The organism is Pseudomonas cichorii (assembly GCF_018343775.1).
Taxonomy (GTDB): domain Bacteria; phylum Pseudomonadota; class Gammaproteobacteria; order Pseudomonadales; family Pseudomonadaceae; genus Aquipseudomonas; species Aquipseudomonas cichorii.
In genome coordinates, this window is the sequence record NZ_CP074349.1 from 153,743 (window position 1) to 165,643 (window position 11,901).

General features: G+C 58.8%; 14 protein-coding genes. 5 read left to right on the forward strand and 9 right to left on the reverse strand.

What is annotated here, in order from left to right:
* Window positions 1-247 precede the first annotated feature (247 nt).
* Window positions 248-1,027, reverse strand: a complete 780-nt coding sequence (locus tag KGD89_RS00720; RefSeq protein ID WP_025257912.1) for an exodeoxyribonuclease III — start codon at window positions 1,025-1,027, stop codon at window positions 248-250.
* A gap of 82 nt (window positions 1,028-1,109) precedes the next feature.
* On the opposite strand from KGD89_RS00720, the gene pyrE reads away from it, so the two are divergent.
* Both pyrE and KGD89_RS00730 read left to right on the forward strand, forming a co-directional pair.
* Window positions 1,110-1,751, forward strand: a complete 642-nt coding sequence (gene pyrE, locus KGD89_RS00725; protein WP_025257913.1) for an orotate phosphoribosyltransferase — start codon at window positions 1,110-1,112, stop codon at window positions 1,749-1,751.
* A 33-nt stretch (window positions 1,752-1,784) separates the two neighbouring features.
* Window positions 1,785-2,381 (forward strand): DUF4124 domain-containing protein, encoded by a 597-nt coding sequence (locus KGD89_RS00730; protein WP_081741962.1) that lies wholly within the window; start codon window positions 1,785-1,787, stop codon window positions 2,379-2,381.
* Window positions 2,382-2,521: 140 nt separating this feature from the next.
* Here the strand turns inward: KGD89_RS00730 and argB are convergent, their stop codons facing one another.
* The 4 genes from argB to coaBC are packed head-to-tail and all read right to left on the reverse strand — an operon-like array spanning window position 2,522 to window position 7,754.
* Window positions 2,522-3,427, reverse strand: a complete 906-nt coding sequence (argB, locus tag KGD89_RS00735; protein ID WP_025257915.1) for an acetylglutamate kinase — start codon at window positions 3,425-3,427, stop codon at window positions 2,522-2,524.
* Between the two features lie 29 nt (window positions 3,428-3,456).
* Window positions 3,457-6,027: a phosphomannomutase/phosphoglucomutase gene (locus KGD89_RS26200; protein WP_025257916.1), complete on the reverse strand. Its 2,571-nt coding sequence runs from the start codon at window positions 6,025-6,027 to the stop codon at window positions 3,457-3,459.
* Window positions 6,028-6,083: 56 nt separating this feature from the next.
* Window positions 6,084-6,539, reverse strand: coding sequence for a dUTP diphosphatase (gene dut, locus KGD89_RS00745; protein WP_025257917.1), 456 nt, complete (start codon window positions 6,537-6,539; stop codon window positions 6,084-6,086).
* A 6-nt stretch (window positions 6,540-6,545) separates the two neighbouring features.
* Window positions 6,546-7,754 carry a bifunctional phosphopantothenoylcysteine decarboxylase/phosphopantothenate--cysteine ligase CoaBC gene (gene coaBC, locus KGD89_RS00750; RefSeq protein WP_025257918.1) on the reverse strand — a complete coding sequence of 403 codons (1,209 nt, stop codon included), beginning with the start codon at window positions 7,752-7,754 and terminating at the stop codon, window positions 6,546-6,548.
* 134 nt (window positions 7,755-7,888) lie between these two features.
* Between coaBC and radC the strand changes: the two genes are divergently transcribed.
* A complete protein-coding gene (radC, locus tag KGD89_RS00755; RefSeq protein ID WP_025257919.1) occupies window positions 7,889-8,563 on the forward strand; it encodes a RadC family protein in 675 nt (224 codons plus the stop codon).
* A gap of 65 nt (window positions 8,564-8,628) precedes the next feature.
* Here the strand turns inward: radC and KGD89_RS00760 are convergent, their stop codons facing one another.
* Together KGD89_RS00760 and KGD89_RS26115 are read right to left on the reverse strand one after the other, a co-directional pair.
* Window positions 8,629-10,215 (reverse strand): ABC transporter substrate-binding protein, encoded by a 1,587-nt coding sequence (locus KGD89_RS00760; RefSeq protein WP_025257920.1) that lies wholly within the window; start codon window positions 10,213-10,215, stop codon window positions 8,629-8,631.
* 71 nt (window positions 10,216-10,286) lie between these two features.
* On the reverse strand, window positions 10,287-10,421 hold the full coding sequence (locus KGD89_RS26115; protein ID WP_264302369.1) for a hypothetical protein: 135 nt from the start codon (window positions 10,419-10,421) through the stop codon (window positions 10,287-10,289).
* 168 nt (window positions 10,422-10,589) lie between these two features.
* Between KGD89_RS26115 and rpmB the strand changes: the two genes are divergently transcribed.
* Together rpmB and rpmG are read left to right on the forward strand one after the other, a co-directional pair.
* On the forward strand, window positions 10,590-10,823 hold the full coding sequence (rpmB, locus tag KGD89_RS00765) for a 50S ribosomal protein L28 (RefSeq protein WP_025257921.1): 234 nt from the start codon (window positions 10,590-10,592) through the stop codon (window positions 10,821-10,823).
* Between the two features lie 10 nt (window positions 10,824-10,833).
* Complete coding sequence (rpmG, locus tag KGD89_RS00770) at window positions 10,834-10,989, forward strand: 50S ribosomal protein L33 (RefSeq protein ID WP_007894709.1); 156 nt, start codon at window positions 10,834-10,836, stop codon at window positions 10,987-10,989.
* 184 nt (window positions 10,990-11,173) lie between these two features.
* Here rpmG and KGD89_RS00775 read toward each other — a convergent pair whose 3' ends face one another.
* Both KGD89_RS00775 and KGD89_RS00780 read right to left on the reverse strand, forming a co-directional pair.
* Window positions 11,174-11,377, reverse strand: a complete 204-nt coding sequence (locus tag KGD89_RS00775; RefSeq protein ID WP_025257922.1) for a hypothetical protein — start codon at window positions 11,375-11,377, stop codon at window positions 11,174-11,176.
* 72 nt (window positions 11,378-11,449) lie between these two features.
* Window positions 11,450-11,821 carry a cupin domain-containing protein gene (locus KGD89_RS00780; protein ID WP_025257923.1) on the reverse strand — a complete coding sequence of 124 codons (372 nt, stop codon included), beginning with the start codon at window positions 11,819-11,821 and terminating at the stop codon, window positions 11,450-11,452.
* Between the last annotated feature and the right edge of the window lie 80 nt (window positions 11,822-11,901).

Here is an 11,901-nt window from a genome sequence, read left to right on the forward strand (position 1 = left end):
CGGTCTGGGAGGCTGGTCCTGCTGTGTTGCATAGCCATGTGTTCATGCTCTCGGCGATACCTGCCATTCCTGCACAACAGGTTTTAGCCAAACTGAAGTCACTACTATAGATCGGAATTGGAACTGCACGCGGGCGCAGTGGAGTATCCAGTTATTACGCACAAGAAAAATGCCCGTACCTTGCGATACGGGCATTTTCTCTATCGACCTGCAACGGCCCGGTTTTCATGGGGACCGGGTGGCCGGATCAGATCGTCAGGGTCCAGTCGTAGTCCACGATCAGCGGCGCATGCTGCGAGAAGCGTGGCTGACGCGGCAAGCGGGCACTGCGCACGAAACGACGCAGGCCCGGTGTCAGGATCTGATAGTCGAAGCGCCAGCCCAGATTCAGCATCTCGGCCTGTTCGCTGTCGGGCCACCAGCTGTACTGATCGCCTTCGCGGTTGACTTCGCGCAGGGCATCGACATAACCCATGGTGCCGACAATCTCGTCCATCCAGGCGCGTTCCGGCGCCAGGAAACCAGGAGATTGCTGGCTGTCACGCCAGTTCTTGATGTCGAGCTTCTGCTGCGCCACATAGAACGAGCCACAGTAGATGTATTCGCGACGCTTGCGGCGTTGCTTGTCCATGTACTTGGCGAAGTCGTCCATGAGCTTGAATTTCTGATTCAAGTCTTCGTCCCCGTTCATTCCCGACGGGAAAAGCAGGGTTGCAATACTGACTTTATCGAAATCTGCTTGCAGGTAACGCCCGTAGCGGTCGGCTGTTTCAAAGCCCAGGCCGCTGATTACCGCCTTCGGTTGCAACCGCGAATACAGCGCCACGCCACCCTGGGCAGGAACTTCGGCTTCGCAGGCATAGAGGAAGTAGCCATCCAGCTGAAAAGCCGGATCATCCAGTTCAAAGGTGGAGGCGCGGGTGTCCTGTAGACAGATGACGTCGGCATTCTGCGCTTGCAGCCAACTGAGCAAACCACGCTCGACTGCCGCCTGAATGCCATTTACGTTCACACTGATGATCCGCATAAATGGCCCCAAAAATCACGTGCGTGTATGATACCCGAGCTCTACCTATTTAGCTAAATCCGTGGTATTCGGGGCTTTTTTCATGCAGGCGTATCAACGCGATTTCATTCGTTTTGCCATCGATCGCGGCGTTTTGCGCTTCGGTGAGTTCACTCTCAAGTCCGGGCGCACCAGTCCGTATTTCTTCAATGCCGGTCTGTTCAACAGCGGTTCGGCCCTGTCTCAGCTGGGGCGTTTCTACGCTGCGGCGGTGGTCGACAGTGGCATTTCCTTCGATGTCCTGTTCGGGCCAGCCTACAAGGGGATTCCCCTGGCAGCCGCGACAGCCGTGGCTTTGGCTGAACATCATGGGCTGGATCTGCCATGGTGCTTCAACCGCAAAGAGGCCAAGGCGCATGGCGAAGGCGGCAGTCTGGTGGGCGCTCCGTTGACCGGCAATGTGCTGATCATCGACGACGTCATCACCGCCGGCACCGCGATTCGCGAGGTCATGCAGATCATCAAGGGCCAGGACGCGACAGCGGCCGGTGTCCTGATCGCGCTCAACCGCCAGGAACGCGGCAATGGCGAGCTTTCGGCCATTCAGGAAGTCGAGCGTGACTTTGGAATTCCGGTGGTGAGCATCGTGTCCCTGAATCAGGTTCTACAATTCCTTGCAGACGATCCTCAACTCAAGCAGCACTTGCCTGCAGTTGAAGCCTACAGGGCGCAATACGGGATCTGACAAGGGGAGTGTATGGCTGTCGCTCGCATCGACATGCGTCTGCTGAATGTTCTGGCGCTGTGGCTGTCACTGGGTGTTTTTGCGCCCGTGACGGCTCATGCTGCCGATCCTGACGCACTGTTCTATCGCTACATCGACAGCCGTGGTGTGACCGTCCTGGATCGCCAGGGCGTACCGCCGGAATATGTCGCCAAGGGTTACGAAGTGCTCAATGCCCGAGGGCGGGTGGTACAGACCGTACCTCCCGCGCCGACTGCCGAAGAAGTCCGCAAGGCGGCAGCCGACAAGCTCCAGGCCAATGCCGATGCGCAGTTGCTGAGTCTCTACAGCAGCGTCGAAGAGGTGGATCGCGTCAAGGCTCGCAGGCTGGCCGAGCTGGATGCCTTGATCGGCGTGGCCCAGGGCAACATCCAAGGGCTTAACGCCCAGCAACGCAACATGCAAAGCCAGGCCGCTGACCTGGAGCGCGCCGGCCGTCCGATTCCCCAGGCCCTCATCGATCAGTTGAACGACGTGCAGGACCAGCAACAGCGAATCCAGGCCGATATCACCCGCTACCAGACCTCCCGCGTACAGGCCGAGGCAAGCTTTGCCGAAGACCGGGCGAGGGTGGAGAAGTTGCTCAGGTAATGTGGCGTCTTCGCGAATGAATTCGCTTACGGCTGTGGGAGGCGGCTTGCCGGCGCAGGGACCACGAAGCACCGAATTCATGACACCTCTAAAAAAGCCCCGCCAACACAAGCTGGCAGGGCTTTGGGCGCTTATCGCAATCAGTGACGCTTGCGATTGGTGATCAGTGTACCTACGCCGCTGTCGGTGAAGATTTCCAGCAGGACGGCGTTGGGTACGCGACCATCGATGATGTGCGAGCTGTGAACGCCGCCCTGGACTGCTTCCAGCGCGCAACGGATCTTGGGCAGCATGCCGCCGTAGATGGTGCCGTCGGCGATCAGGCTGTCTACCTGCTCGGTGGTCAGGCCGGTGAGGACTTCACCTTGCTTGTCCATCAGGCCGGCGATGTTGGTCAGCAGCATCAGTTTTTCGGCCTTGAGGGCTTCTGCAACCTTGCCTGCCACCAGGTCGGCGTTGATGTTGTAGGACTCGCCATCCGGGCCGACACCGATAGGTGCGATGACCGGGATGAAGTCGCCCTTGACCAGCATGTTCAGCAGTTCGGTGTTGACGCCCACGACTTCGCCTACATGGCCGATGTCGATGATTTCAGGCTTGGTCATTTCCGGTGTCTGGCGGCTGACGGTGAGCTTGCGCGCACGAATCAGTTCAGCGTCCTTACCGGTCAGGCCAATCGCGCTGCCGCCATGACGGTTGATCAGGTTGACGATGTCCTTGTTGACCTGGCCGCCCAGGACCATTTCTACCACGTCCATGGTCTGGGCATCGGTGACGCGCATGCCATCGATGAAGTGACTCTCGATGGACAGGCGCTTGAGCAGATCACCGATCTGAGGACCGCCGCCGTGAACGACCACCGGGTTGATGCCTACCGCTTTCATCAGCACGATGTCGCGCGCGAAGCCGGTTTTCAGCTCCTCGCTCTCCATGGCGTTGCCGCCGTACTTGATTACCAGCGTCTTGCCGACGAAGCGGCGAATGTAAGGCAGCGCTTCGGATAGAACCTTGGCTACATTAGAGGCGGCATCACGGTCGAGGGTCATTCAGGGCTCCAGTCAACAGGAAAAAACAATCAGAACGGAAGTTTGAGATCCGGTGCAACTTTATTGATCTCGGCGTGGAAAACATCCTTGATACGCTGCAATTCGGCTTCGGTTTCAGCCTCGAAGCGCAATACCAGCACTGGCGTAGTATTGGAAGCACGTACCAGGCCCCAGCCGTTCGGATAGTCCACGCGCACACCGTCGATGCTGGTCAGTTTAGCGTCGCCCCACTGGGCGTCTTTCTCAAGGGCCTCAATGATGCTGAACTTGGTGACATCGGTCACCTTAATGTTGATCTCAGGCGTCGAAATGTCGTTCGGGAAGGTCTCGAACAGGTCTTCGGCGCTCTGGGATTCCTGGCTGAGGATTTCCAGCAGGCGCGCAGCGCTGTAGATACCGTCGTCGAAACCGAACCAGCGTTCCTTGAAGAAGATATGGCCGCTCATCTCGCCGGCGAGCAGCGCACCGCTCTTTTTCATCTCTTTCTTGATCAGGGAGTGGCCGGTTTTCCACATGACCGGACGACCACCGTGCTCGCTGATCAGCGGTGTCAGGCGGCGGGTGCATTTCACGTCGAAAATGATATCGGCACCCGGATTACGCTTCAGCACGTCCAGGGCAAAGAGCATCAGCAGGCGGTCGGGGTAGACCACATTGCCTTTGTTGGTCACCACGCCGACGCGGTCACCGTCGCCATCGAAGGCCAGGCCCAGGTCTGCGCCGGTTTCCTTGACCTTGGCGATGAGGTCTTCGAGGTTTTCCAGCTTGCCCGGATCCGGGTGGTGGTTGGGGAAGTTGCCGTCGACTTCCTCGAACAGGGAAATCACTTCACAACCCAGGGCTTCGATCAGTTGCGGGGCGATGACACCTGCAGCGCCGTTGCCGCAGTCGACCACGACTTTCAGCTTGCGGGCCATCACGATGTCGTTCTTGATCTGCTGGAAGTAGCGATCAAGGATGTCGACCTTGGTGATGCTGCCTTTCTGGGAAGTCAGGTTGTTGGTCTTGATGCGCTCATGCAGCGCCTGGATCTGCTCGTTGGCCAGGGTGTCGCCAGCGATGACGATCTTGAAACCGTTGTAGTCCTTGGGGTTGTGGCTACCGGTCAGCATGACGCCGGTCTTGCCAGCCAGCACATTGGCCGCATAGTAAAGCGCAGGGGTCGGCACGAGGCCTACATCGCTGACGTGGCAGCCGCTGTCGTGCAGGCCTTGAATCAGCTGTTGCACCAGTTCAGGACCGGAAAGGCGTCCGTCGCGCCCAACGCTGACGTTCGGTTCGTTCTGGGCCAGGCTTTCAGAGCCGATGGCCCGGCCGATCCAGTAAGCCGTTTCAGCATTGAGGGTATCCCCGACCACGCCGCGGATGTCATAGGCGCGGAAGATGTTGTCGGGAAGAGTTGGTGCCGTGGATTCTTGACTGCTCATAACTGGGGGATGCTCCGATCTCAGGAAGTCCTGGTTTTCGTCGAGAAGGTCGATATCAAGAATATCGGTATCTTGAAACAGCGGATCGGTCCATTGGGTGTCAGGTGCCGCGAATGGGGTCGAAACACTGTTTCTCGCACTGTTTGCGGTGTCCGCTTCCTCGCTCGCGACCAGATGTTGTGGGCCGCGAGGCGAAAAGCGTGCAAGGGTCTGAGCCAGGCTGTTGAGTGCTTCAAGGCTCAAACCGAAGGGTTTGACGGCTTTTCCGTCAGAGAGTTCTTGAAGCAACTGATTCAGTTGCCGGGCATCCTCGCCAATGCGCCGTTGCAGAGCCCTTTCATTAAAGTGCAGACCCAGTAATGCGCCAGTCAGAGCAATGATCGCCGCCAGTAGCAGGAGCAGCAGGGAAGGTGAAGCCGTCAGTGATGAGCCAGGGGTGAATTCGAGTTTCCAGTTGGCATGGCCGGTATCGAAACTTGTTGCCTTGCCGCCACCGGCGTCCCCGCGTTGCAGGAAGACCTGCTCCTGGCCGGTGCCGAATTGCTGGCTCAGGACGACTTTTCCGGCATCGGTAGGCATGGCGGGCAATGCGTTGATCAGGCGTTGCGGGTCGAACGCCAGCAGCAGGGTGCCAAGGACCGGTTGCGTCGGATCGGCCCGCACCGGCGCGGCGCTATAGATCACCCAGCGTTCGCCGAGTTTGCGGGCTTCGGGCGGTGCGACCTGGCCCTGGGCGGCGTCGTTCAGCATGTCCAGGGTCGCAAAGCTTACTGGCAGTGAGCCTTGCGGATCCACGTCATTCAGGCCCTTCGGGTCGATTCGGGCACCGATCAGGCCATCCCACTTGAGTTGCTGTTGCAGTGCCGCCAGTGCAGCGGTGTCCTTGTTTTGCAAGGCTTGTACGAGTGCGGCACCGGAGGCGGCGGCCTGGGTGTCGGCGCTCATCTGCTTGAGAGCCTGATCCACGGCCGAGGCCTGGCTGCTTCCCCAGGCTTGGGTAAGCGGGCTCTGCTGCTGGGGATTGCTCGACAGCGCCAGCCCTACCAGCACCGTTGCGCACAGCAGGCCGACGAGGGCAGGGATGAGGCCGGGAAGCAGGCCTTGCAGGCTGGCAGCCGGAAGCGGGTTGGCGGCGGTTACCGATTGCTTTGACACGTTTTGACTGCCTTTCACCCGACCTCTCCTGCGATTCGTCCTGAAACGGGATGATCTTCCTGAACAGCGAGCGATCAGTGGCTGCCGGAGTGACCGAAGCCACCAGCGCCACGCTGGCTTTCATCGAACTCTTCGACCAGCTCGAAGCGGGCCTGAACCACCGGTACCAGCACCAGTTGAGCGATGCGTTCGCCGATGGAGATCTTGAATGCCGTCTGCCCGCGGTTCCAGCAGGAGACCATCAGTTCGCCCTGGTAATCGGAGTCGATCAGGCCGACCAGATTGCCCAGCACGATGCCGTGTTTGTGACCCAGGCCCGAGCGCGGCAGGATCATGGCTGCCAGGCCCGGATCACCGATGTAGATCGACAGGCCGGTAGGGATCAGCAGCGTCTGGCCTGGTTCCAGAAGGGTGTCTTCCTTGAGCATGGCGCGCAGGTCAAGGCCGGCCGAGCCTTCTGTGGCGTAGGCTGGGAGCGGGAATTCGTTGCCGATGCGAGGGTCGAGGATCTTGGCTTGTAGAGCGTGCATTCGTAGTTAAACCTGATTCATGCGTTCTGCGATAAAAGTGATCAGCTGGCGGGCAATCTTGGCCTTGCTGGTCTGGGCGAAAAGCGTTGCGTGCAACGCCCGGTCGATCACGCTGCAGGCGTTTTCCTCGCTGTTGAAGCCGATGCTGGGGTTGGCCACATCGTTGGCGACGATCAGGTCGAGGTTCTTGTCCTTGAGCTTGCGTGCAGCATAGTCGAGCAGATGTTCGGTCTCGGCGGCGAAGCCGACACTGAAAGGGCGATCCGGGCGTGTGGCGATGGTGGCCAGGATGTCCGGGTTGCGGACCATCTGGAGCAGCAGGCCGTCGCCGTTGGCAGGATCTTTCTTGAGTTTGTGGGGCGCGATGACTTCCGGGCGGTAGTCGGCCACGGCTGCGGAGGCGATGAACAGGTCGCAGGGGATCGCGGCTTCACAGGCGGCCAGCATGTCGCGGGCGCTGACCACATCGATACGCGATACGCGATCCGGCGTTTGCAGGTTGACCGGGCCGGTAATCAGCGTGACACGGGCACCCGCTTCCACGGCGGCCTCGGCCAGGGCAAAGCCCATCTTGCCGGAGCTGTGGTTGGTGATGTAGCGCACCGGGTCGATGTTTTCCTGGGTCGGACCGGCGGTGATCAGCACATGCTTGCCGGTCAGGGTCAGGCGCTGGAAGCAGTCGGCAGCGCACTGGGCCAGGTCGTTGGCTTCGAGCATGCGTCCGAAACCCACGTCGCCACAGGCCTGGCTGCCGGACGCCGGGCCGAAGACGCGGAAACCGCGGTCTTCGAGCAGGCGGGTATTGGCCTGCACCGACTCGTCGCGCCACATGGCCTGGTTCATGGCCGGGGCAATGGCGACCGTTGCGTCGGTGGCCAGGACGATGGTGGTCAGCAGGTCATTGGCAATGCCTTGTGACAGACGAGCGATCAGGTCGGCCGTGGCCGGTGCCACGAGTATCAGATCCGCCCACTTGGCCAGCTCGATATGGCCCATCGCGGCCTCGGCAGCGGGGTCCAGCAGGTCCAGGTGTACGGGGTGCCCGGAAAGGGCCTGCATGGTCAGAGGAGTGATGAACTCGGCGCCACCCTTGGTCATGACGACACGCACTTCTGCGCCGTGATCGCGCAACCGGCGAACCAGTTCGGCGCTCTTGTAGGCTGCGATGCCGCCGCCGACGCCCAGAACGATGCGTTTTCGATACAGCCGCTGCATAGACCTGCCTTTTTGGTCGAGTGAGTACGCGACAGCGATGACGCCTCCCCAGGCCAGGTCGCTGCGCAAAAAAGATGGGCTAAGATAGCACAGCGACCGCACCGGAACAGCGGCGCCACACACATGGAGGTGCTATGAGTATTCGCAATTGGCCTGCGTCCGAACGCCCGCGTGAGCGTTTGCTGGAGTCGGGGGCGCAAAGCCTCTCCGACGCCGAGTTGTTAGCCATCTTTTTACGGACCGGCGTGGCCGGAAAAAGCGCTGTAGACCTGGCGCGTCATCTGTTGATTCAATTTGGCAGCCTGAGAGCGCTGCTGGAAAGCGATCTGGGCAGGTTCAGCTCGCATCTTGGGCTCGGGCCTGCGAAGTTTGCCCAGTTGCAGGCGGTCATGGAGATGTCGCGTCGGCACATGGCTGAAACATTGCGTCGCGATTCAATTCTCGAAAGCCCGACACAGGTGCGCAGGTATCTCAAGGCAATACTTCGCCAGGAACAGCATGAAGTGTTCGGCTGCCTGTTTCTCGACAGCAAGAATCGCGTCCTGACGTTCGAGATCCTGTTTCACGGGACGATCAACGCCGCGTATGTGCATCCGCGACAGGTCGTCAAACGCGCCATGGTCCACAATGCCGCCAGCGTCATCCTGTGCCATAACCACCCTTCGGGCGTCACCGATCCCAGCCATTCCGACATCGAGCTGACCAAACACCTGAAACAGACGCTGGCGTTGATCGATGTGCGGGTGCTGGACCATGTGATCATCGGCGATGGAGAACCGCTGTCGATGGTGGAGATGGGGCTGGTGTAGGGTTTGTTCGCGAATGAATTGGCACTCTGTGAGAGCGAATTCATTCGCGAAGCTTCATAAAACCCTTACTTCACCTTCACCTTGTAGAAGTCCTGGCGCCCGAACGGGCTGACTTCATAGCCTGTCACGTCCTTGCGGGTCAGGGTGGCGGCGGTCGGATGGGCCAGTGGCAGCCAGAGGGCCTGCTGCTGGATCTGTGCCTGCGCCTGCTGATACAACTTGCTGCGCTGCGCCTGATCGCTGGTGGATTTGCCGTCGCTGATCAGCTTGTCCAGGGCTTTGTCGCAATAGCGGGCAAAGTTGGTGCCCGACTGCACGGCGGCGCAGGAGAACTGCGGTGTCAGGAAATTATCCGGGTCGCCGTTGTCGCCTGCCCAGCCCATGAACAGCAAGTCATGCTCGCCCGCCTTGGCGCGACGAATCAGCTCGCCCCACTCGATAACCTTGATCTCGGCGTCGATGCCGACTTTCTTCAAATCTGCTTGCAGCAACTGCGCGCCCAGGCTCGGGTTGGGGTTCAGCAGGCTGCTGGAAGGGCGAGTCCAGAGGGTGGTCTTGAAGCCGTCCTTCAGTCCGGCTTTGGCCAGCAACTCCTTGGCCTTGGCGACATCGTGTGGATAACCCGGCAGCTCTTTTGCGTAGCTCCAGGTGTTGGGCGGGTAAGGGCCGTTGGCGATTTCTGCGGTGTCTTCAAAAACGGCTTTCAGGTAGTTCGCCTTGTCGAAGGCCAGATTTACAGCCTGGCGCACTTCCGGTTTGTCGAACGGTGCGTGCTGGCTGTTGATCGCCACGAACGCGGTCATGAAGGCTTCGTTCTTTTCCACCTTGAGCGCCGGGTCTTTGCTGGCTTCCTGGATATCCAGTGGCTTGGGCGAAAGCGCGATCTGGCATTCATCACGACGGATCTTTTGCAGACGCACATTCGCATCCGGCGTGATGGCGTAAATCAGCGTGTCGCTTCCAGGCTTGCCTGCGAAGTAATTTTCGTTGGCTTCGTAACGCACCACGGCATCTTTCTGGAAGCGTTTGAAGACGAAAGGCCCGGTGCCGATTGGCTGGCTGTTGAGCTTTTCCGGGGTGCCGGCTTTCAGCAACTGGGCGGTGTATTCAGCTGAGTAGATCGACGCGAACCCCATGCTCAGGGTGGCGAGGAAGGTCGAGTCTGCATGGTTCAGGACAAAGCGCACGGTGTGCTCGTCCGGCGCTTCGATCGTCTTGATGAGGGCTGGCAACTGCATGGACTGCGCGTGCGGGAACCCGCTCTGGGCAATCTTGTGCCAAGGGTTTTGCGGGTCGAGCATGCGCTTGAAGCTGAACACCACATCCTCGGCGCTGAATTCGCGGCTCGGAGTGAAATAAGGAGTGGTGTGGAATTTAACCCCGGAGCGCAGTTTGAAATCGTAGGTCAGGCCGTCGCTGGAGACAGTCCACTCCCGGGCAAGGCTTGGGACCAGTTTGCCGCTATTGGCATCGAAATCCACCAGGCGGTTCATCAGCACATCGGCCGAAGCGTTGGTGGTGGTCAGCGAGTTGTATTGCACGACATCGAAGCCTTCGGGGCTGGCTTCGGTGCAGACCACCAGGTTCGATGCCTGGGAAATGGCCGGCAATAGTAGTGGGGCCAGTAAAAAGGGTATTGCAGCAAGACGCATGGCGAAATTCCTGTCAGTTCAGAAAGTGTCCATCTGCCGGCGCAGTCTGGTGAGAGGCTTGATTCGCCACACTAGACCATGTGCTTGCCCAGAACAATCGCCATGGTGCGACGAGCGGTCAATTTGCCGGCGTGCCCGTATGGCTTGAGTGCGCGGCTTGAGCGTTGGCATTCCTGAGGCTTAAAGTGGATTGCTTGTTGTTGCATCAAAGGCTTTCTGGTATAAAGCAGCGCTCTTTTCTAGGGGCCCGGTTCCTTCACTGTAGGTGTAGCCGGTAAGACCCTTAAAGAAACGCGGCGCCTGGCGCCAAATGACTGAGAGATTAAGCGGCCAACCCATGCCGGGTTGGGCATGTGGTTTTAGAGGGCTGAGGCATGTCGAGAGTCTGTCAAGTTACTGGTAAGGGTCCAGTAACCGGGAATAACATTTCCCACGCAAACAACAAAACCCGTCGTCGTTTCCTGCCAAACCTGCAGCATCATCGCTTCTGGGTTGAAGGCGAGAAGCGTTTTGTTCGTCTGCGCGTATCTGCCAAAGGCATGCGTATCATCGACAAGCGTGGCATCGAAGCTGTGCTTGCTGATCTGCGCCGCGACGGCAAAATCTAAGGAGATAATCATGCGTGAATTGATTCGTTTGATCTCGAGCGCCGGTACTGGTCACTTCTACACTACCGACAAGAACAAGCGCACGACTCCGGACAAAATCGAAATCAAAAAATTCGATCCGGTTGTACGCAAGCACGTGATCTACAAAGAAGGCAAAATCAAGTAATTGATTCTGTCTCCTGCAAAAAAGCCCGCAGCAATGCGGGCTTTTTTGTGCCTGTCATTTGGTGCTTGCCTGGGGGCACCCTTGCAAGGCGCTTAAACGCAAAACGCCCGGTGCATTGCACCAGGCGCTTTAGACCCGACAGCAGTGCCCCCGGCACAAGGCCGATCAGGCACTTGCTTGGTGTTTAGCCAAAGGTGAAGCCCGAAATCAGGCCCGCGTCATCGGTACCGACATGAACGCGATTCAAATCGAATTCCTTGGTGCTGATGTCGCCTGCGCCAAGAACGCGAGTGCGGCTGGTCAGTTCGCTTATGTAGGGTTTAACGCTCGGTACATAGCGGGTGCTGATCAGATATTGAAGTGCCTGGGTAATTTGTTCGTTAGTCATTTTCATAGTCCTTTATGAGTAATGTCCGGCTTGGACACCCCTAGAATCTCGAATCCGAGAGCCCCCCATGCGTTACTTACTTATATCTTTTTCTTCAAATACCACATAAATCTTGCGGCATGTTTCCAGGACCTCCCAGGTCCCCTTGAAGCCTGCCGGAATCACGAACCGGTCTCCCGCCCGCAAGGTCTTGGCGCGGCCTTCCTCGTCGCGCAGCACTGAAACACCCTGCACGATCTCGCAATATTCATGTTCGGTGTAATTGACCCGCCATTGCCCCGGCGTACCTTCCCACACACCTGCATTCATTTGCCCGCACGGGCTGTTGTAATGGTTGTAGATCGTCTGTTGCGGATCGCCCTTGAAGACTTTTTCGGCTGCGGGACGATAGTGCTCGGCGGTCGTCGTGGCTTCGCTGAAATCGACAATGCTCTCGATGCTCATGTGTTCACCTGGCGCTGAAAAGTGATGCTGGTTGGATAGCCTACAGCCCTGATAAGTGCCGCGCCGCTAAAAATCATCGT

Excerpts from the sequence above, each read along its gene's own strand:
- KGD89_RS00720 (WP_025257912.1), bottom strand. The coding sequence starts at position 1,027 with ATGCGGATCATCAGTGTGAACGTAAATGGCATTCAGGCGGCAGTCGAG.
- pyrE (WP_025257913.1), top strand. The coding sequence starts at position 1,110 with ATGCAGGCGTATCAACGCGATTTCATTCGTTTTGCCATCGATCGCGGC.
- KGD89_RS00730 (WP_081741962.1), top strand. The coding sequence starts at position 1,785 with ATGCGTCTGCTGAATGTTCTGGCGCTGTGGCTGTCACTGGGTGTTTTT.
- argB (WP_025257915.1), bottom strand. The coding sequence starts at position 3,427 with ATGACCCTCGACCGTGATGCCGCCTCTAATGTAGCCAAGGTTCTATCC.
- dut (WP_025257917.1), bottom strand. The coding sequence starts at position 6,539 with ATGCACGCTCTACAAGCCAAGATCCTCGACCCTCGCATCGGCAACGAA.
- coaBC (WP_025257918.1), bottom strand. The coding sequence starts at position 7,754 with ATGCAGCGGCTGTATCGAAAACGCATCGTTCTGGGCGTCGGCGGCGGC.
- radC (WP_025257919.1), top strand. The coding sequence starts at position 7,889 with ATGAGTATTCGCAATTGGCCTGCGTCCGAACGCCCGCGTGAGCGTTTG.
- KGD89_RS00760 (WP_025257920.1), bottom strand. The coding sequence starts at position 10,215 with ATGCGTCTTGCTGCAATACCCTTTTTACTGGCCCCACTACTATTGCCG.
- KGD89_RS26115 (WP_264302369.1), bottom strand. The coding sequence starts at position 10,421 with ATGCAACAACAAGCAATCCACTTTAAGCCTCAGGAATGCCAACGCTCA.
- rpmB (WP_025257921.1), top strand. The coding sequence starts at position 10,590 with ATGTCGAGAGTCTGTCAAGTTACTGGTAAGGGTCCAGTAACCGGGAAT.
- rpmG (WP_007894709.1), top strand. The coding sequence starts at position 10,834 with ATGCGTGAATTGATTCGTTTGATCTCGAGCGCCGGTACTGGTCACTTC.
- KGD89_RS00775 (WP_025257922.1), bottom strand. The coding sequence starts at position 11,377 with ATGACTAACGAACAAATTACCCAGGCACTTCAATATCTGATCAGCACC.
- KGD89_RS00780 (WP_025257923.1), bottom strand. The coding sequence starts at position 11,821 with ATGAGCATCGAGAGCATTGTCGATTTCAGCGAAGCCACGACGACCGCC.